The 20,385-nt window shown below is 63.2% G+C and carries 14 protein-coding genes and 1 riboswitch; of the genes, 3 read left to right on the top strand and 11 right to left on the bottom strand.

Annotated features, from left to right (window positions below; all coding sequences use genetic code 11):
- Nucleotides 1–126 precede the first annotated feature (126 nt).
- The 7 genes from pelG to P0D96_RS38080 all read right to left on the bottom strand — a co-directional run bounded on the left by pelG (nt 127) and on the right by P0D96_RS38080 (nt 12,924).
- A complete protein-coding gene (pelG, locus tag P0D96_RS38110; RefSeq protein ID WP_132375106.1) occupies nt 127–1,500 on the bottom strand; it encodes an exopolysaccharide Pel transporter PelG in 1,374 nt (457 codons plus the stop codon).
- Nucleotides 1,500–3,152, bottom strand: coding sequence for a GT4 family glycosyltransferase PelF (gene pelF / locus P0D96_RS38105; protein ID WP_408318925.1), 1,653 nt, complete (start codon nt 3,150–3,152; stop codon nt 1,500–1,502). The genes pelG and pelF overlap by 1 nt, the downstream gene beginning before the upstream one ends.
- Entirely contained in the window at nt 3,149–4,159 is a 1,011-nt protein-coding gene (locus tag P0D96_RS38100) for a tetratricopeptide repeat protein (protein WP_408181447.1), read from the bottom strand. Before P0D96_RS38100 ends, pelF begins: the two co-directional genes overlap by 4 nt.
- The gene (locus tag P0D96_RS38095) at nt 4,152–5,564 is read right to left on the bottom strand and encodes a PelD GGDEF domain-containing protein (protein ID WP_408181445.1); all 1,413 of its coding nucleotides are present in this window, start codon (nt 5,562–5,564) and stop codon (nt 4,152–4,154) included. The genes P0D96_RS38100 and P0D96_RS38095 overlap by 8 nt, the downstream gene beginning before the upstream one ends.
- A gap of 89 nt (nt 5,565–5,653) precedes the next feature.
- Nucleotides 5,654–6,205, bottom strand: a complete 552-nt coding sequence (locus tag P0D96_RS38090) for an LpoB-related protein (RefSeq protein ID WP_408181443.1) — start codon at nt 6,203–6,205, stop codon at nt 5,654–5,656.
- Between the two features lie 37 nt (nt 6,206–6,242).
- Complete coding sequence (locus P0D96_RS38085) at nt 6,243–10,229, bottom strand: tetratricopeptide repeat protein (RefSeq protein WP_408318923.1); 3,987 nt, start codon at nt 10,227–10,229, stop codon at nt 6,243–6,245.
- Nucleotides 10,219–12,924 carry a polysaccharide deacetylase family protein gene (locus tag P0D96_RS38080; RefSeq protein ID WP_408318921.1) on the bottom strand — a complete coding sequence of 902 codons (2,706 nt, stop codon included), beginning with the start codon at nt 12,922–12,924 and terminating at the stop codon, nt 10,219–10,221. The genes P0D96_RS38085 and P0D96_RS38080 overlap by 11 nt, the downstream gene beginning before the upstream one ends.
- 743 nt (nt 12,925–13,667) lie before the next feature.
- A riboswitch (cyclic di-GMP riboswitch) is annotated at nt 13,668–13,747 on the top strand.
- A gap of 56 nt (nt 13,748–13,803) precedes the next feature.
- On the opposite strand from P0D96_RS38080, the gene P0D96_RS38075 reads away from it, so the two are divergent.
- Together P0D96_RS38075 and P0D96_RS38070 are read left to right on the top strand one after the other, a co-directional pair.
- The gene (locus P0D96_RS38075; RefSeq protein WP_408318919.1) at nt 13,804–14,676 is read left to right on the top strand and encodes a spherulation-specific family 4 protein; all 873 of its coding nucleotides are present in this window, start codon (nt 13,804–13,806) and stop codon (nt 14,674–14,676) included.
- Nucleotides 14,677–15,016: 340 nt separating this feature from the next.
- On the top strand, nt 15,017–15,178 hold the full coding sequence (locus P0D96_RS38070; RefSeq protein WP_007182451.1) for a DUF1328 domain-containing protein: 162 nt from the start codon (nt 15,017–15,019) through the stop codon (nt 15,176–15,178).
- Between the two features lie 201 nt (nt 15,179–15,379).
- Here P0D96_RS38070 and P0D96_RS38065 read toward each other — a convergent pair whose 3' ends face one another.
- Both P0D96_RS38065 and P0D96_RS38060 read right to left on the bottom strand, forming a co-directional pair.
- Nucleotides 15,380–16,009, bottom strand: a complete 630-nt coding sequence (locus P0D96_RS38065; RefSeq protein WP_408181435.1) for a GNAT family N-acetyltransferase — start codon at nt 16,007–16,009, stop codon at nt 15,380–15,382.
- Between the two features lie 104 nt (nt 16,010–16,113).
- Complete coding sequence (locus P0D96_RS38060; protein ID WP_408318917.1) at nt 16,114–17,019, bottom strand: LysR substrate-binding domain-containing protein; 906 nt, start codon at nt 17,017–17,019, stop codon at nt 16,114–16,116.
- Nucleotides 17,020–17,126: 107 nt separating this feature from the next.
- Between P0D96_RS38060 and P0D96_RS38055 the strand changes: the two genes are divergently transcribed.
- Nucleotides 17,127–18,017, top strand: a complete 891-nt coding sequence (locus P0D96_RS38055; RefSeq protein WP_408318915.1) for an EamA family transporter — start codon at nt 17,127–17,129, stop codon at nt 18,015–18,017.
- Nucleotides 18,018–18,068: 51 nt separating this feature from the next.
- Here P0D96_RS38055 and rfbC read toward each other — a convergent pair whose 3' ends face one another.
- Together rfbC and P0D96_RS38045 are read right to left on the bottom strand one after the other, a co-directional pair.
- Entirely contained in the window at nt 18,069–18,620 is a 552-nt protein-coding gene (gene rfbC, locus P0D96_RS38050) for a dTDP-4-dehydrorhamnose 3,5-epimerase (RefSeq protein ID WP_132375116.1), read from the bottom strand.
- 108 nt (nt 18,621–18,728) lie between these two features.
- Entirely contained in the window at nt 18,729–19,724 is a 996-nt protein-coding gene (locus P0D96_RS38045; protein WP_408181428.1) for a GlxA family transcriptional regulator, read from the bottom strand.
- Nucleotides 19,725–20,385 lie beyond the last annotated feature (661 nt).

The following is a 20,385-nucleotide window of genomic DNA, read 5'->3' as shown; positions in this document are numbered from 1 at the left end:
GTCGAACGGTGTGAGGCCAAGGGTGCCGGCGCGCCAATTCACGCTCGTCAAACGCGCCGGGATGTCGCCACTTTTAGAACGGCAGCACGAACACGATCTTGAGTCGCAAACAGCGACGCTTTGGGTTCAACCCCGCAACATATACGTTTCGTATTCCAAAGACATGAATTTGCGGTCGAGCACCTTTACGGATGCCACCACAACGACCAGCAGCGCCAGCGCAAAACCATAGCCGTAGAAATCCGGCCCGAGCCTGAGCGTGATGCCGGTGAAAAGTCCGTTCAGCACGACGAATGCACCGGTGAGCCGCAGCACCACGCGCCGCCCGTCGAGATAGAAGAACACGTTGAGCAGACCCAGCAGCAACACCTGCAGACTCGCCGACACCACGTCGACGACGAGCAGCGGCATGTACAACGGCGAAATGCCGAGCGAGCCCAGCACGCGCTCGCCGAAGGCGATGATCAGCAGCAGCACGACCGTCTGCACCTTGATGATTTCGTACAGACCGGCACGCACGCTGCCTACCATCATGTCGCGCATTTCGTTGATATGGCGCAGCGTCGCGCCGCTGCGCACCGCGTCGTAGAAGGCGTCGTAGTACTCGACGAAATCCGCTTCGATGCGCACGAGAAACGTTGCCATGCCGGGCATCACGCACACGTAGGCAATAAAAATCGGAATGTCGTAAATCACCGACGCATTCAGCGGTCCGATCACGTGCGTGCCCGTGCCCGGCGCATACCAGAACATGAACTTGTCGAGCCACACGCCGATGTTGAACAAGAGGCCGACCAGCGCGAGGCTCGGGTAGGCAAAGCGCCGCTCGAACACCTCGAACGAAACGAAACGCTCGCTGCGGTAGTTACGGTAGATCAAGCCCGACAGACCGGCGAGCAGCACGATATGCCCCGCCACGAAGCCGCCAAGCAAGCCGACCAGTCCATAGCCGTTCAACGCGAGTGCCAGGCACACCACGCACGCATAGCCCACGGCGAACACAACGAGGATCTGCCGATACTGCTTCACGCTCGACAAAAAAATCACGGCGATCCAGATGTTGCTGACCACGACGAAGCCCGTAATCATCAGCAAGCGGTAGATCAGCGGCTCCTCGCGGAACCCCACCAGCATCGCGATCACCGCGACCACGCTGGCCAGCACCGACGACACCAGCACTACGCCGTTATAGTTCGACAGCACGAGGTCGTCGCGCTTTTCGAATAGCCGGTCTGAGATGAAGCGCGTGAACGACAGCTGTAGCGGCCCGGTCAGAATCAGGCTGAGCGCGATCAGATACGTGACCGACACCTGAAACTGCACGATCGCGAAGGTCGGTATCACCGAAGTGAGACTGATCAGCCCGATGATCAGGATCCCGAAGATCGACAGGATCAGCGGACCGGAACTGATCAGGCCCGCGTAGGCATAGGCGCGCGCCACGCCGGTCAGCGTGTCGCGGCGCATGATCTTGCGTAATTCGAAGCCGATACCCGCCATCAGCGTGTCTCCTGCGATTGAACGGGCTGCGCCTGCTGCACGCGCGGCTCTGCCTTGGATTGGGTGCCGTGGTGCATCGGACAGCGCGCCGCATCGGCGGCCGTGCCGTTACGGTCACGGTCCGGCATGGCGGCGAGGCGCTCATACAGCGCGCGATAGCGGTCGATCATCTGCTTCTTGGTGTAGTAGCGGCGCACGCGCGCGAGTCCGGCCTGCTGCGCGGCCTGCCAGCGGGTTTCGTCGGCGAGCAGCGACAGCACCGCCTGGGCGAATGCCGCCGGGTCCGCGAGCTGCACCACCATGCCCGCCGAGCCGAGCGCGCGATCTTCCTCATCCACGCCTTCGATCAATTGACGGCACGAACCCACGTCCGTCGTGATAGCCGGCACGCCGGCCGCGAAACCTTCCAGCACCACCAGCGGCAGCGCCTCGCTGATCGAGGTCAGCGCGATCACGTCGATTTTCGGCATCATGTCGTCGATACGCTGGAAGCCGAGGAATTTCACGTTGCGGCTCAGCCCGAGACTCTCCACCAGCGCGCGGCATTCGAGCGCGTAAGCGGGATCTTCCTCTTCCGGTCCGATGATCCAGCCTTCGAGATCCGGCATGGTGCGCGACGCAATGAAGATCGCGCGAATGAAGGTCTTGATGTCCTTGATCGGCACCACGCGCCCGATCAGCGCCACCACTTTGTGTGAGCGCGGCTTGCGCTCGGCGACCAGCGGTGCGAGCGCGTCGACGTCGATCCCGTTCGGAATGCATTGCGTGCGCTCGGCGCGCGCGCCGTCCGTGACCTGGCGCTGGCGGTTCGCCTCGTACAACGCGACGATGTCGTCCGCCGCATCGTACGCGAGCTTGCCGATCGCTTCGAAGAAACGCACCCACAGTTCGCGGAAATAGCTGACGCGCGAGATATCGCGCTCGAACACCCCGCGGTTGTCGCGAATCCACTGGCTCTGCAGCAGGTCGATCTTGCGCTCTTTCGTATAGATGCCGTGCTCGGAGATCAGCAGCGGGCGCCCCGTGCGGTAATGCACCAGTGCGCCGAGAAAGCCGCCATATCCCGTCGATACCGTGTGGTACACCTTCGCCGGCAACAGCTTTTCAGCGACGCGCGCGAGCTGCCACAGCGGCTTGTGCATGATGCGCACGGTCCAGAAGTAATCGGTGAACGAAGGATCGGTACAGTACTTCTGATACTGATCGACGATCGTGTCCCAGGCCGCGCGGCTCGACAGGAATTGTTCCTCGCTCAGCGCGCCGTTCGTCCCGAGCATCGGAATCACGTCGGCCATCAGCGCACTCACGTCCCGGCCGTTGCGCGGATCGCGCAGAGCGTCATGCAATTTCTGCGAGCGGGCAAAGGCCGCGGCGTCGCCATCGACGGCGCGCGGCTGGAAGTCCGCAACGGCCTGCTCGTACAGGTAGTGCGTTTCGATATGCACGACGTTGTCCGGCAGCGCATAAGCAGCACCGTTGTAGTCCTGTTCCCGGCTGCCAATGAAGACAATCGCGAAACGGGTTGCCGGGTACGAGCGGATCATTTCATTGACCCAGCTCGACACGCCGCCTCGCACGAACGGGAACGTGCCTTCGAGCAGCAGGCAGACATCGGCATCGGCGGCACGGCGGATCGGGAGTTCTTTCATCATGACCAGTACTTCACAACCGGTTTGAGTGTGGGCAACGCGGCAGCATTGCCCAGCGATGCGAGAAGCTGCTCGACACGAGCGTAGTCGCCGCGCAGGAAGTCGGCTTCAGCCAGCCACGGCACCAGCCGTTCGCGCGGGAAACCGAGTGCGAGCGCTCGCCCGATGTATTCGTGCGCGGCGTTAGGCAAGCCGCTCGCCAGCGAGAGACGACCGCGAATCAGCCACAGCGCGGCGTCGCCCGGATCGGTTTCGAGCGCTGCCTGCGCGTAGCGGTCGGCCTGTTGCAGCGTATGGCGATAGACCGCGCCCTGCACCAGATTCTGGTACACGAGCTCGAAATAGAGCTCGGCGAGCATGCGGTTGAGCGCATGGCGTTCGACGTCGCTGTCGGTCGCTTCGAGCGCTTTGCTGGTCCGGAAGATCTTCTGCATGATTTCGTTTTCGGCGTGATCCAGCGTGCCGTAAGCGATCAGGCGAATGTCTTCGAGCGGGTCGGCAAGCAACTCGCGCAGCAACGTGCCCGTCGTGCGAGTGGGCATGCTCTGGATCGCCACCAGCGCGGACAGCCGGTCGGTGGGCGACACCTGGGTGTTGGCAAGGCGCGCCTGCAGCCGCGCGCCGCCGCCGTGCGACACACGCGACACCAGGTAGGTGACGAATTCCGGCCGCGGCACATCGGCGAGTTGATCGCTGTCCTTGTCGCCCGGAAAGAGCGCTGCCCAGAGGCAGCTAATCAGCACCACGAGGCCGCCGAACAGCGGCACGAAAGTGCAGGCGAGCCACAGGAACACGAACGACACCACGCGGGGCTCGCGATAATTCGCCGGCAACCACGCGCGGAACGCGACCGCTTCGGCGAGTCCCGCCACCGCTTGCAGCGCGAGAAAGCGCAGCAAAGGATCGATCGTGCCGGCCGGTTGCAGCAGGCTCGCGATCGCCAGATACTGCACGATCACGGCCACCACGGCCGCGAGCGCGCTGACGATGAGTGAAAGGGTCTTAGACATCGAGGCCGCTTCGTTTGAGAAGACGCATCAGCGCCGCGCCCGGCTCGTCGCCCTCGAGGTGAAGCGTGTGAACGCCGACGCGCGCGTGTTCGAGGTCGGTGTTGAACTGGGCCGTCAGGCTGGCTTCGATCCGCGCCAGATAACCGTCGATACCGGTCGTGTCGGTGGCCGGCATCAGATTCACCAGCACCGACTGCTTCGCGGTCTGCACCGGCCACATCACGTCCAGCGAACGACGGCGGCGCATGACGTGCTCGAACAGCGAGTCGCCCTCTTCATCGCGCGGAAACGCCAGTGCGACGAGCGACGACGCCACGCCCGCCTTCTGCTGGAGACGCGTGAGGCGGCTCAGGTCGAGCGCGAATTCGTACGGGCAATTCGGCACGCGGTCGAGAATGCGTTGCACGAACGCGGAATGCTCGACGCCGTCCGCGTAATAGCCGAGCAACACCAGCAACAATTGCAGATTGTCGAAATTGAGCGACAGGAACGGCATGCGCTTGACGACGAGCAGCGCGCGCAATTCACCGTCCGCGGACACCAGCGGCGCGCAGACCAGGTACTGGCTGACCGGCACCACCGTGTTTTCGTTCTTCAGATGCGCGACGCTCAGCGTGTTGAGCGCATGCGTGACGAGTTCGTCGTGCATGGCGAGTTCGAACGCGTCGCCGATCTGCGCGATGGCCTGAGTGCCGAGCTTGCCGTGATGCACCGGATACAGCGCCGCGACTTCGATCTGGCAGGCCTGCGCGACGAATTCGAGCAGACCGCTCGCGCCGCCCAGCGGGTCGCTTTCCTTGCCCGCCGCCGGCACGGCGAGCGCCGTATCGGTGGCGACCGAGAGACGGCGCAATTCGGTAATCGAATCGCGCAACGTGGTCGGGCGGGACAGCAGGTCCTTTTCGAGCCGCTCGTGCGAGAGCCGCATCAGATAGTGACTGTTGGTCAACGCCACGAGACGGTCGTTCAGGTAGTCATTCAACGAGGATGCGCGCCCGGCGCGGCTGCCCCACGTATCGCCGAAATGCCCGGCGAGAATCGTCTGGATCAAACCGCCCGCGAAATATAGCGTGGGGAACGGATCGCCATGCTGATAAAAGAGCGTCCATGCACCGAGCATGAAAGCACCGCTCAGCAGACCGAGCAGGCTGCCATATCTCAACGCCACCAGCAACGGCACCAGCCACAGCCACGGAAAACCGGCGTGCAGCAGCAACGGGTCTTCAGGATGAAGCCAGCGGGCCACGGCCAGCACGACCAGCACGAGCACGACAGTTTCAACGATCGCGAACGGCCGCGCCACCGCGGGCGCCAGCAAGCGGCGCACGCGTCCGAGATTGCCGAACGGATGCGCATGGCGCGGCTTCGAGGCGCCCGGGTTGTTTTCCACGGCTGCGGTATTCACGGCCATTTCCTTTTCACATGTCGGGTTTCAGCTTGCGGCCCGCACTTCGGGCGCAAGCCGCAACCTTGGGGATATGCTTACCGGCGTCCTTATTGGCGCGCTTGCAACGGCGACAGAACCTTGCCGATCAACGAAGTCGCCACGCTCGACAGACCCGAGCGGCTCCAGCCCGTACGCGTACCCGTCGCGCTCCACACCACGGCGCCGTTCGACACGTCGATCAATTCGAAGGTCACGCCGACCACCGGCTCGCCGTCCACGCCCGTCTTGTAGCGCCATTCTTCGACGGCGCCCGACAGCACATAGCGGGCGTTCTGCGAACGCGCCCATTCCAGCGCCTTGTCGCCATCGGCGCGCTGCGTGGTGTCGAACATCGCATTGCGGCTCGAATCGGCCGGCGCGATGCGCACATCGGCGATACCGCCCGCGCGCAGCGTGTTGGCCGCGATCGACTCGGCGCTATGGCCTGCGTCCGGCGTTTCAGTGTAGTTGGCGATCGACACCACCGCCACTTTGTCGCCGCGCGAGAGCGCCGGGCCCGAGGTCTGACGCACCGTGCCGCATGCGCTCACCACCAGAGCCAGCGCGGTTGCCGCGGCACACCAGGCGCTCGTACGAACCAATCGTTTAATGCCGACCATGAAGAATGCTCCTTTGGATATGTATTCGAAATCCGGTTCAATAAAACCAGCTATACCGTGCGCCGATCTGGGTCACGGGCGTGCCGAGATGCGACACGCGCTGATGCGAGAAGTAGATTGCCGCGTGATCGCCGCCGAAGATCGTGCCCGCGAGCCCCAGGCTGATCGCCGGCCCCCAGCCTTGATTCGAGTCGTGCTGTAGGCCCACGTCGAGGAACGGCCGCCACGCGCGCGTGTACTGGTCGATCAGATCGTTGCCGAAACCGAAGAAAAAGCCGTATTGCGAGTATGTCTGCGGGATGAAAGTCGACGCGGTGACCGGCCCGGCGGCTGCCGGGACCAGCCTTGAAATCAGGGCGTCGGCGTTGCCGCTCGCGCCGTAGTCGCCATGCGCGCCGACCAGGCGGAACGTGTAGTCCGGATAGTTCGTGCGGATCCGATAGCCGATCTCGCCCGTCGACAGCACGCCGCTGCCGAGGTAATTGCGTGCCTGGCTATAGAAACGATCCGCTTCGACGCTGCCCGTGGCGTACAGATTCTGCGTCATGCGATACGTGACCGTACCGATTACGTTGTCCTTCATGCCGCCGACCAGCAGTGCCTGCGATTCACGCGCCGTCTGATTGCGGCCTGCCTTGACGGCCACCGACAACGGCGAGTTCCTGCCCCACTCCGCTGCCACCGCCACGCTATAGAAACTGTCGAGCGCTTCGCGGCGGCCGGCTGTCACCATGAAAGCCGTGTCGTACGTTTGACGCCGCGCGAAAAATTCCACGGACCGATCCACCGACGGCACGTTGGTCAGTTGCGACTCGTCCGTCGAGTGCTGGAAGCGCTGCACACCGTTCACGCCGACCATGTAGAAATCAGCAATCTTGATGCTGCCCGCTAACGTCTGCTCGACGTAATCGAGCGGATGTTCGACGAAGCTGTTCACCGTCGCGTCGAGCGATTGCGGCCACGTCAACGCGGTCTGCTCCAGCCGGCTATGCAGTTCCGAATCGTAGGGCGCGCCTTCCAGGCCTTGAAACGCGAGGTTTTCAGCCGCGCCCGGACGATCCACCGCGATCGATGCGTCGATACGGTTGTAGAGCGGCAAACGCGCGCCTTGCTGGTCGAGCAGACGCTCCATCGCGGGCTTGTCGTTTTCAGCAAGCGCGATCGCGATCAACTGCTCCGAAGGCTGCACCAGCACATTGGCGTACTGGCGAGCCAGCCAGCGCTTTGCCAACGGATTCGCTTCATGCGACATCGCCCAGGCGAGCGCCACGTCACGCGCTACCGACGAAGTCAACTGCGCCTGATCCGGCGACTTCGCAGCCACGTGCGCCTTCACGGGTTGCGCGGGCGGCAGGCCAGCCGCATCGCCGAGCAGCGTGCGGCGTGCTTCGGCGTTGTCGTTGCGGCCTGCGTCGCTGGCGAGCAGATCGATCAGGAAAGCCTTCGACACGTCCGCGTTTTCGAAGATCGACGCGAGCGTGACCTGGCGGCCGAGCATCTGCTCGCGCACTTCGCTGCCCTGTAAAGCGCGCGTGCGCAGCACGATCTGCCCTTGCGCGCTGTTGGCGCGAACTTCGGCCTCTTCCTGCTGCATCTGACGCCAGACGTTGCGACGGATTGACCACGCGAGATCGCTGCGCCCCGCCATTTCCTGCGCTTCGGCGTAGGTGAGTTGCCACAACGGATCGCGCGACATCGACGCCGACTGCAGTCGCAGATATTTCAACGCGGCTTCCGGCCGGTTCAGACGCATCAGCGCGGCGGCCAGCGGCCCCCACAAAGCGGGCGCCTGCGCGGGCGCATCGCGCCATTCGGCGACCGCCTGACGCAATTGCGCTTCGCTGCCGTAGTCCACCAGCGTCCAGAGCAGCGCGGCGCGCAAGTCGAGCGTCGCGCCGGGCAGCGACACCGCGTGCTGCAGATCGTGCAGTGCGTCGAGCGGACGATCGGTCTGGCGATAGTATTCGGCCCGCACGCGCAGGAACGCGGGGTCGGCTTCGCCAGCCGTCAGTTGTTCGGGCGTCAGGCTCTTGAGCAACGCGTCGACGCGGTCGTATTGCTCCGCATCCGTGTAATAGTGAATCGCGCTCTGCAGCGCGCGCTGCGAGTGGTCGCGGCGGAACTGCAACTCGGACGTGCGAGCCGCGTCGACCGGATACGCGTCGTAGAAGTACGTCATCGCGCTCAGATCTTCGGGTGTGGCCTGGCCGCTCGCCAATAGATGCTTGTAGGCGTCGTTCGCTATGTCGTCACGCTGCAACAGACGCGCGAGTTGCGCGGCATTGCGCCAGAACAGCACGTCGTCGTCCTTGGCACCCCGGCGCGCGGCGAGCAGAGTGTCGAGCGCGCCCTTGTAGTCGCCGTGGCGATACAAAAGGCTCGCCGTGCGCAGCGCGTATTGCGTGTTCGAGGGATAGAGCTGATTCAGCTTGCGATAGTAGGTCAGCGCTTCGTCGTCCTGACCGGAGCGCTCGGCGAGCTGACCCAGGCGCGAATCGATTGCTTCAGCCGGCGAATTGCGTTGGCGGCCGCGCAGGAAAGCCAGCGCGTCGTCCGGACGGCCGAGACGCTCGTAAGCCGCAACCACCGAGTCGACCAGCTTGAGATCGCCGGGCGCCGCATTCGATGCCTGGATCAACGCCGCCAGATAGGCATTGTCGTCGTTGAGCATCGGCGCGAGGCGCATGACGTTTTTCCAGCCTTCCGGATCGTGCGTGGTCTGTGCGTAAGCGAGCCACATCTGCAAGGCGAGCGGCGACGCATGGTTCCATTCGGCGACCTGAGCAAGGCGCTTGGTCCAGACCGGCGAGCCTGGGTTCTTGCTGACCTGCTCGGTAGCGACGCGCTGGGCGTTCGGCAGATCGCTCGATTCGAGGAAGGACTGATAGAGGAGGCCCGGGACGTCGTTCGATGCGGCTGCGGAGTTCGATGCGGCAGACGGCGCCGCAGGCGCAGCTGCTGCGGGACTCGACGCCGCGGCGGCAGGCGCAGACGCAGCGCTGGACACCGCGACGCGCACGAGATGCACATCGCGCGAGCCGTGCGTGCGAGTGTGCATGGCTACACCGGCCCCGCCTTGCGGACCATCCATATACGCGTACTGCCCTTGCGAGCCGTCTTCACGCGAGCGTTCGCGGATGAAGGCGACGAGACGCAGCGCGCCGTCTTGATCAGGCTGAGCTCGCGCATAGCCGGCCAGCGCCTTCGCGTAACGGTCGACGAGATCCGGACGATGCGCCGCGCGCGCCAGATTCAGCAACACGACGAGCGTTTCGTGATCGTGCGCGAACGCGGCGCCGTGTTCGTTGGCGGCCGCGAGCGCCTCATCTAGCAGATTGCCCGATTGCAAGGCCCGAATACCTTCGAGAAAGCACTGACGCTTTGCATCGAAGGTCGCAGCGCTCGCTTGCAGTCGGAACCAGCCGTTCGCCGCGCCGCGATAGTCGCCCCCATACATGGCGAAGCGCACCACTTCGCGGTTCCAGCGCGTTTGCTGCGCGGGGTCCTGTTCAGCGAGGCGCGCATAGAGTTGGCCGGCGAGCTGTTGCGCGTTCACCGAGGCGGCTGCTTCCGCCAGCATCTGCAGATCGGCATTCGACCACGTCAGCGCCGCCGCATTCGTGAGCTGCGTACGCAAACGGGCGAGCGCGGCATCACGGCCCGGATCGTTGGCGGGCAGCGCAAACGTCTCGCGCGTATCGACGGTCAGACGCAGCAACTGCGCCGCGCGGCGCATGTGATCGCTCGGAATCGCTTCCATGCGGGCGGCGATACGGCGCGCGTCCTCGTTGCGGCCCAGACGCACGTACTGCGTGCCGAGCACCGAGAGGATTTCCGTGTTGTCGGGCTGCACGCGCAGCCATGCTTCGAGGTAGGCGATGCTGAGATCGCTCGGCGCGTCGGTCGACGTCATCCGGCTACGCAGGCCGCCGCGCGGATGCACGAGATACAGCGTGATCAGCACGACGCCCGCGAGCAGCAGGACGAGCCACGTGGGCGCGATGCGAGGGCGATTAGCGGCCACAGGCGACCTCGACTGACTGGTAGTTCAGTTTCTGTCCGACGTCAGCCGCTGTATCGAAACGCAGGAACTCGCCGTCGCGACGCGTGGCGACAGCCTGCTTGTTGACGCTGACCTTGCACTGCTGCGCGTTGGCCAGTTTCACGAATGGCTGGTAGTGACCGGCGAATTCGAAACGCACGCCCTGCGCCGTGCGCCGGAAGTTGCGCACGAAACCGTTGGCTTCGCCGATATACGGCGCCGTCTGTGTGGCCGCCGCGCTGCCGATCGCAAAGCGGGCGTTGCCGCCGTCGATATGGATATACGTGCCGTCCGGACCCGCTGCAAAGCCGGTCACGCCCGACGCGTTATCGAGCGACGGTTTGGCCGCTTGCGGCCAGTGCAACTCACGCACCTCGCCGTTGCCGCGCACGATCCAGTCGCTCGCCTGCGGGCCCACCTCTTTCGCCACGGCGAACGTGTGCCAGTCGAGCACCTTGCGGATGTACTCGCTCACGTAAACCGGCATCACCGGCTGCTTGAGCACGGTTGAAAAGATCTGGTCGAGCGCGCGCAACGAGGCGACCTTGGTGCCGCTATACATGTGGTAGTAAATGTCGATCGGCTTGAAGCGCAGTGGCCGGTCGGTCATCGAGAAGGTTTCGAGCACGCGCGTAAAGCCATAGAACGGACCTTGCCAGTCGTTCGTGTAGACGTTCTCGTCCTGATTCGGCGCATACACCTGATACGCGCCCGGTCCCTTGTCCACGCCGATCGGCGCGATATTGGTCCAGCTATTTGCTGACCTGGTGATTACCGTGTCGCCGCCGTTGAAGTTGTAGACGCCGGCCTCGTACACCTTGCGCACGACGAACCCCGGCGGCCGGCAATCGCCGGACCATTGCAGCAGCACGGTCTTCTTTCCGGGCGGCGCGAGTCGCGTGTTGATGTAGTCGATCGAACCGGTGATCTCACGGTCGATATTGAAGTGATAACCTGGAATGTTCAGCGAGAACGCCGCGTCGCCGCCTCCGCGGTCCACCTGCGCGCCGGTCTTGCTGTCCACCTGCTCCCATTGGAACGGATGCGAATACGTGTGCGTGCCGATCTCGACATGCGGCAGCGCGAACATCTTGCGCGCGATCTCTTCGAGACGCGGCGAGATATCCGGATGCAGGCCCTTGGGGCCGACTTCGCCTTCGATCACCGAGAGCGTCATCGGTACCTGATAGCGGGTGAAGATCTGCTGATACAACGCTTCGCCGGAATAGTCGGGACCGGGAAATTCGGCGCGCGAGGCGAAACCGTCGCCGTCCACGTGCGACATGAGCAGACGCCGGCCGTTTTCGGTCGTGACGCTCGGCGACGGCATGTCCTGCAGATGCAGCGCCGCTTTCATGAACGCCATCGGCTGAATCGCCCAACGCTCCTGCTCGATGCTGTCGAGCGACGCCACGGTGTACGGGCTGAGCGCATAGCCGCCCCACGGCGTCAGCGCGACCTGATCGAGCAGCACGCCGTTGGCCGAGACGCGCAGCAACGGCTGGCTGCGCGAACCCACGCGCACGCCTTGCAGATCACGCGGCTCGGGCTTCGGGCTGATTTCGAAGCCGACCATCGGATCGCTCTTGACCACCGTGACCGGCGCGGCCAGGGTTCCCCCCACGGCTTGCAGGTCGAGCGCCGCGCCGGCCGAGCCGGCCGCGTCGAAGCCGAACTGGCCGAGGAACGCGACGGGAACGTGATCCGCCATGCGTGCCGCGACCCAGCGTTGCCACGCTTCGGGATCGGGCACCGCGCCGCGCTGGATCCACGCGACGACGCCCGCGTAGCGATCCGGCGTGATGGCGTCCGGCAGACGCGACGAGAAATCGGCGTACTCTACGTCGTAGCCCATGTAGTTGAGCGGCGTGGCCAGATCGCGCACACCCGCGCTCAGGTCGAGCGGATCCTGGGTGTCGCGGTCCTGCACGACGAGAATCTTGCGCGGCAGCACTTCGATCTTGCCGATGCCGACCACGTCGCGGGCCTTGCTCGTCACATAAGGCAGCATGCCGGCCGACACGACGCGCGCCGCCGTGTCGCGGGCGCATTGCCGGTCGTTGCGCGCGCAATATTCCACGGACACCACCGGCACGCCGCTTTGCTGCGTGAATGCGCGCGCATCCGCAATGCGTTGCGCGCGCAACGATTCGGGGACGTCGAGAAGCTGGCCGCTGTCGCCGAGTCCACGCATCAGCGAATCGCCGACTACCGCGTAGAGCGACTTCGCAACCGGCAGCGCGTTGCGCATGACGTCGGCGCCGCCCGCCACGAGGCGCGCGTCCGGATGCGCTTCATGAATGCGGCCGGCGGCGGCCACGGCCGCGGGCGTGTCGAGCAGGAAGCCACGATAGCCGCGCTGCCACAGCGGTTCGATCTGGCTGGAGAGGAATGCGTCGGCCGATCCGGCGGACTCGGCACCGGTGGTGCGGGCGATCCAGGTGGTATGCGCGAGCGGATGAGCGGCCGGGTCGAAACCCGTGGCGGGATCGACGACGACGGCATCGAATGCTTGCAATTCGCCGACAGGCGGATTGGCGGCATAGAAGAAAGCGAGGTTGGGGGCAGACGCGGCAGAGTTGGAGCGGGTCGCCGCGGCAGCGGACTGCAGCGGTGCAGCCTCCGTCTGTGTCACTGCATGAGTCGCAAGCGGTGCAATACCGGCCGCGCCAAGCATTACCGCTATCAAGGTGCGCGTAAGAAATCGTTCGCCCGCACGTCCGACCACCCCGCAAGAGTCCCCGCCGGCGCATGCCCGGGTCCGCTTCTTCATCGCCAAAATCTTTACCCCGTTCAGTCTGAACGCGAGCGGCGTTCTCCTTGTGGGGAGAATGTTTCCGCTAGCGGATTTTCGAGCCGGCCCGTCGGCATTATTTACATCGCGCAAAAACTGACTTTGCGCCGGATGCGATACCGACTTTTTGTCTGATTACTGGTAAGGCGGTGGAAGATAGCACATGACATGTGGCGTCTCAAGCTCGCTTATGTCGTCGGCGGAATCTGGATTGTTAAATAGTGGTAAATGCATCCGCTTGAATTCAAAGGCAAACGATTGCGCACCTGAGCACAACCGATATCAAGTGTTGCGGCTGCTTAAAATCGATTCGTCAAGGAGATCCGCAATGTGTTGGAAAACCGCTGCAGCAGGCAGATCAATCTTGCTGGCGCTTAATCTTCCGATCAATAAATCGCGAGAAAGAGAGGCGTTGCCCTACTCTTTCTCCGCTCTTTCAAATATTTTTAAGCCCCGTCAAACAGGCGTATTTCGACCGGCGTTCAAGCTCGGCTCACCGCGGCATGCTGCAATAAATACCGAAACGCAAAACAGAAATCGATTTTTTTGGTTACTCTCGATGGGATTCGAATCAAACGACAAAAAAATAAATCGGCCCCCTAAAGAAAACTCAAGGGATGCCGTTAGCGCAGTTTGGGCAAACCCGGAGCGATCCGGCGACGCAAAACTATAGGGACTCCCTTGCGGGAGTTTGCCAGTTGCCCGCCGTGTCCACGGCGGGCCAATCGACAGCGGTTTCGAAAGACCGCGTCAGGAGGCTACATGCAAGAAAATCGGGGAATGGGTGCGGTTGCGGGTGTGCGTGCGGTCTTCGCGTTGGAATCGGCGGAAAGAACCCGCCTTGCGGGGCGCACCGGCAGGTGTCTGAAACGCGTCGGACTCATCGCAGGTCTGTTGCTGGGATGCCTCAACGGCACGGCCTTCGCGGCGGGCAACACGGCCACCAGTCTCGTCGTACCGTCCTACTTCAACGCCACCGGCAGCGTCGCGAACTGGAACAGTCTCGTGACCTCGGCGCGCAAAGTGCCGACCACCGCCATCCTGAATCCGAACAGCGGCCCCGGCGTCAAGGAAGATCCGAACTATGCCGCCGCCGTCGCCAAGCTTCGCGCCGCGGGCGGCAAGGTGCTGGGCTACGTATCCACCTCGTACGGAAAGCGCTCGCTCTCCGCGGTCGTGGCCGACATCAATACCTATGTGGCGCTGTATAAGGTGGACGGTTTTTTCATCGACGAGATGACGTCCGATAGCCAGATGTCGCACATCCAGTTCTACCAGTCGATCTACAACTACATCAAAGGACTGAACGCTACCTACTCGGTGACGGCCAATCCGGGCACCAACATTCCAGAACTCTACGCAAGCCTGCCGACGGCCGACCAGTTCGTCGTGTTCGAAAGCACTGCGAAGAGTTACGCAAAATATCAGCCGATGGGCTGGCAAGCCGCCTATCCGAAGAACCGCTTCGTGCACATGGTGTATGGCGCGACTGCCGCGCAATTGCCGGGCGTCGTGCAATACGCGAAGACGCATGGCGCGGGCGGCGTGTATGTCACGTCGCTTGCCGGGGGCAATCCGTATAAGGCATTGCCGCCCTACTGGAACGATGAAGTGACGGACGCCGCCGCGCGTTGATGAGCTGACTCATATTGACATGCTGCTTGCTGCGGCCGGTGACGCCGGCCGCGCACCTCTTATAGCCCACATTCATTCGTGAACGCTCGGGTCTGGAACGCCGGCCGCCGCCGTGTCGAAATCCGCGTTGTGGATACGACAGCCGCATTCTCGCCGCCGGCTTCAAACGAAATTTCCTTCACGCCGACGCGCCGATCAGACGCACGCCCTCGCACGCCCAGGTCTGGGCACACGTATTGCTCTATTCCGCTCGCCGGCAAATAACCCGTCAAAGCACGCAGTGCCCACAACGAGTCGCCGTTTTCCATTTCAATCCAGCAATCCATCGGTGGGAGGCCCCATGCTTCGATACGCTGCAATCTTCTTCATCATCGCAATCATCGCCGCGGTATTCGGCTTTGGCGGCATTGCCGCAGGCGCGACGGAAATCGCCAAGGTCCTGTTCTTCATCTTCGTGGTGATCTTCCTCGTCACCTTGCTGATGGGCGTGATGCGACGCTGATGAACGCTTCGACCGTTTAGGCGGAAACACACCTGCCCCGGCGCGAGAATCAGCAATCCGTTGCAATACTTGCCGTACCGTATTGCAATTGTTGCTGCCCGCACCGGGGTTTTCATTTCCGGGCTCGACCTTCATCCATGCGTTCTACACAGCGCATTGCACCGCAGCACTTCCCCGCTCTTCGTTGTCGCTTCCTCGTCTTCACGCCGCGCGCGCAATCGGCGCACGCACGCTCAATCGATGCGACCAGTTAGCGAGCGTACGCGTCGCCACCGGCGGCTTGCTCAAGATCGCGCTGTCGTAACGCTTGCCGTCGAAGCGCACGAAATCGACGATACGAAACCCCTGTCCACGATAAAACGCGATCAGATGCGCTGCCGGTTGCGGCGTGTCGAGCGCAAGCTCGGCATAACCTCGCGTCGCGGCCCAATGATCGGCGAATGCGATCAGCAACGTACCGATACCGCGCGACTGCCACACCGGCTCGACCGCGAACTGGCGCATGCTGGCGATATCGTCGCGACGGTATAGATCGCACGCCGATTCACGGTCCGTCGCATAGAGCGTCATCGTGCCGACGATGCGCCCGTCGCACACCGCCACGTAGCAATCGCCGCGCGTTGCGCGCAAGCGTGTGGTCTCGACGGTCTGATCCACGCACGTGCAATTGAGGCCCATCGCGCCGAGCGGCGTGAAGGCCCGATGCAACAACGCCGTCAACGCGACGAACGAATCGCGTGCCGGATCGAAGCGGCGCAATTCGACACGGCCCATGCCGTGACACACGTAGTCGATACGAACGGATTGTTGCTTCGTTGCACGTCGCTTCACGTTGAGCACCTCGTGGTATCAAGATGCTCGAAGTGTAGATTTCGCGTGGGTGCGTCTCAAGAAAAAATGTCGTAAAAACTCACATGGGACTAGGCGCCGACGCATTAACCCAAAGCCGGCACGAGCTGCGGCCCGCCTTCGCGCAGACCGAGATGCAATTCCTCGCAGAGGAACGTTTGCAAGGTTTGCACGGCGGCCGCCTGCGCGCCGGTAACCTCGCGCATGAAGAGCCCGAAGTCCGCGGTGGGCGCGTCGGGCAAAGCGTCGCTTTGACCGAGCACGCGCATCGATTCCGAACGGATGTTGCCGTCGAGCAGCACCGACACGCCGAGCCCCGCTTCAACCGCGGATTGCACGGCCGGCAGACTAGTGCTGGTGCACACGATGCGCCACGCGATCCCCGCGCGCCGCAGCGCCGTCAACACCTGCTGCTGCCACAGACACGCGCCGCCGAATGCCACCACCGGCAACGCGGCCTGCGCGTCGCGGCTGAAACCGCGCGCGCCGACCCAGAAGAGCGGTTGCGTCCATGTGAGAAGCGGCGTCGCGTCGACCAGCGCGGGATCGCCGACCACCACGTCGAGGCTGCCATCCGCGAGCCGGTTCGACAGCGCCGCACTGCTGTCAACGACGATCTCCAGCGCCACTTGCGGATAAGCGATCGAAAAGCGCCGCAACGCCCGCGGCAAACGACCGACCGCAATGTCCTCCAGCATGCCGAGCCGCACGGTGCCGGACACCTGACCTGCGCTCAACGCGCGGCGCGCATCGGCGCCCGCGCCGAGTATCGTGTGGGCATACGGCAGCAACAAGTGACCTGCTTCGGTAAGCTGCACGCCGCGCGGCGAACGGTCGAGCAGACGCTGGCCGAGTTCTTCCTCGAGCCGGCGCAATTGCATGCTCACCGCGGCCTGGGTCCGCGCGAGGCGCGTCGCCGCCACGCCCACTGCGCCCGTCTCGGCCACGGTGACGAAGGCGCGCAGCAGGCTGCTGTCGAGATCTCGGGTCATAAAGGTACTTGAAGTCAGCATAAGAAATATCAACTTATCTTAATACCGCCGGCACCGATAAGATAGCGATGACGAACTCCGATCGAGCGCCAACTCACCAGACGACCATGCAGGACACCACCCTCCAAGCCGCGCTGAATCCCGCGCAAACCAGCGTCAAACCCGCCCGCAGCGCGGCCGGGGCGGCGTTGCTGTGCGTACTGTCGATGTCGTGCGTGCAATTCGGCGCCGCGCTTTCCGCGCCGACGATGGCCACCTACGGTTCACTCAGCACCACATGGTTGCGCCTGTGCTGGGCGGCATTGGTGCTCGCCTTGCTGGTGCGTCCGCGCTTGCTGAGATACTCGCGCGCTCACTGGACTGCCGCCGGCGTGCTCGGCGCGGCGATGGCGGGCATGACGCTGTGCTTTTTCGCGGCGCTCCAGCGCATTCCTTTAGGACTCGCCGTCGCGATCGACTTTCTCGGGCCACTCGCCGTCGCGACCTTCGCGGTCCGTCGCGCGCGAGCCTTGCTCTGGCCCGCGCTGGCGATTGCCGGCGTCATACTGCTTTCGCGTGATCGCGCCGGCTGGATCGGCGAACCGCTCGGCGTGCTGCTCGCCTGCGGCGCGGCGCTCGGGTGGGGCACCTACATCGTGTTGATGAAGAAGACCGGCACCTTGTTCGCTGGACTCGAGGGACTGTCGGTATCGCTGATCGCTGCGGCACTCGTGGCCACGCCATTCGGATTGGCGCAAAGCGGTCTGCATGTCGAGACGGGCCAGATCGCGGCGACGGCGGGCCTCGCGGTACTGGTCCCGCTGTTGCCGTACGCGCTGGAAATGGTGGCGCTGCGGCACATGCCGGCCGCCTCATTCGGAATCCTGATGAGCGTCGAACCGGCGATCGGCGCGTTGGCCGGCTTCGTCGTACTGCATCAGCCGATGGGGGTTTTACAGATAGCGGGCACGTTGCTAGTGGTGACCGCAAGCGTCGGCGCCGTATTGGCGACGCGCTGACAGGCGCGGCGCGAGGCGTGCGCTTCGGCGCGGCAAGACCGCACACTCAACTCAGGCGATGTTTTCCGCTTCGTAAAGACGCCGGCCCGCGGCATCCTTCGCGCCAAGGGTCGGTTCGAAATCGATCGGCCACTCGACGCCGATGTCGGGATCGCGCCATAGAATGCAGCGCTCCAGTTCGGGAAACCAGTATTCCGTGGTCTTCCACAAACATTCGGCAAAGTTGGACAGCACGACGAAACCGAGCGCGAAGCCCGGTGGCGCCCAGATCTGCCGATAATTGGCCGCGCTCAAATACGCCCCGCACCACTTGCCAAAATTCGGCGAATTGAGCCGCACGTCGACGGCAACCGCAAAGACTTCGCCCACCACGACCCGCATGAGGCGACCCTGAGGACGTTGCACCTGATAGTGCAACCCGCGCAACACGCCATGCACCGCACGCGAATGCCGGTCCTGCACGAACTGGAAAGCTTGCGAGAGGTCGTCGATAAACTCGTCCGCGCTGAAGCTCTCGAAGCAGAAGCCGAATTCGTCGCAAAACACCTCGGGCTCGATGAGTTTCACCTCCGGCAATGCCGTCGCGATCACCTTGTTGCCCATTGCTGCTGTGCTCGTAAGAAGCCTGACCGGCGAAAACGCGGCCGCCACGACGGACGCGCCCAACTGTCGTAAGGCGCCCCGCCGCCGGCACGGGCACCTGCATGAATATTACGCCTCGCTCGCCACGCGGCTGCGCGCGCGATATTCGGTTGGAGATAGCGCCATGCGCTTGCGGAAAATCTTCGCCAGACGATCGCCGTTGCCCGTGCCGCTGCGCCGCGCAATCTTGTCGACCGGTAGTTCGGTCTCGGTCAGGAAGTTGCAGGCAATGCGCAGTCGGACCTGCAGCAGATAGTCCGACGGCGTGACCTGCATTTCATGCTTGAAGCGCCGCAGGAAATTGCGCTCGCTCATCGCCGCGACCTGCGCGGCGTCGGCCACTGAAACCGGACGATCGCAATTGGCCTCCATCCAGCGCGCCGCGGCACGGATCTTCTCGGCCACGCTGAGCGTGCCGCCTTCCGCCGGCAACGGCACCCAGGTTGCAGCCATGCCAGGCATCACACGGTCGGCAACGCTGCGAGCAAGCTCGGCACCGAGATCGCGTTTGATGAACATGAGCGCGCTGCGGGCACAATCGTTACGATCATTGGACGCGTTGAGCGCGGACTCGCCGGTGACATTGTTGAGGTAGCGGCTCACCTGCAGTCCGTCGCTATCCGTCGGGCCAGCCGCTTCCAGCACGAGCCGCCCTTCACCGATTGTTTCGATCGCACGAGTGCGCGATTGCACCGAACGCAGCCAGCCCAGCACGCGCTCGTCGCGCGCGGCCACATGCGCGCCGTAGCCGCCCGCGATGAACAGCACGTCGAAACCGCTGGCAAAGCGCGCGTCGATACGGTCAGTCCAGATGCGCGCGGAAGAAGAACTGGCGACGCTGCCGCCGTCCATGGAAAGGAATTGCACTTCGTAAGGCTGTTCTTCACCGGCGCGCGAGCCCGAGAGTTCGTTTGCGGTCTGGAACATCTCCACCACGGTGCCTGGGCCGAGCAGCCAGAAGCCGTCGAACAGCAGCACGCCGATTCGCCGCGTTGCACTACGCACGTTCAGCGTCGGCGTATGTAACCAGGTGATCCTCGCAGTATCAAGGTGCATGTGCGGCATGATATTTCCCCAAACTGTCGTACATTGTGGACCCCGATCGCCGTTAGCAGCCACTATGAGCGAAATGATTTATTGCCGGCAGAATCACGGCAAGGCCACTTAACGGATTAAGCGTGATGTTAGCGGAATGGATCGCTATAGTAAATTTGAAAAACAAATTACTATCGAGAAACAGAATGTATGAAGAAAACCGTAATCTTGCGTTTGATATGAGAACGGCGGGTCGCGCAGCCGCGACAGCAAACCATGCTGGCGCGATTTTCGCCATCTGGCGGGGAAGCCACGTGCAGCCTTGATCTTCAGGCATCGGCGCGCGTGAACCGAGCCTGTCGGCAGGGATTCGATTTGTGACCCGCGTATGGCGGAGCGTCATCCAAAAGTGTTTCAAACTTGAACTCCAAACCTCCCAGATAATGACCGTTCAATAGCGGCTTTATTCGCAAATTGGGAATTTATCGACCACCCGATGCAATCGAACCCGTATTTAACGAATCGATCGCGATTTAGATTTGGAATCGCGATTCTCGAACGCCTAAAAATGTTTCTATATTGAAACATTGGCGGTTTTATACGTATGAACAATGCGAGGTTGCGGCGCACAATTCCGGCAAACATCAGAGGATTGAACGCCGGCCGTGGCGAGTGCGGCAGGCGCGTTCCT

This window comes from Paraburkholderia sp. RL17-347-BIC-D (genome assembly GCF_046027915.1).
Taxonomy (GTDB): domain Bacteria; phylum Pseudomonadota; class Gammaproteobacteria; order Burkholderiales; family Burkholderiaceae; genus Paraburkholderia.
The sequence above is the reverse complement of the archived record's forward strand: the minus strand, read 5'-3'. Positions and strand labels throughout refer to the sequence as shown.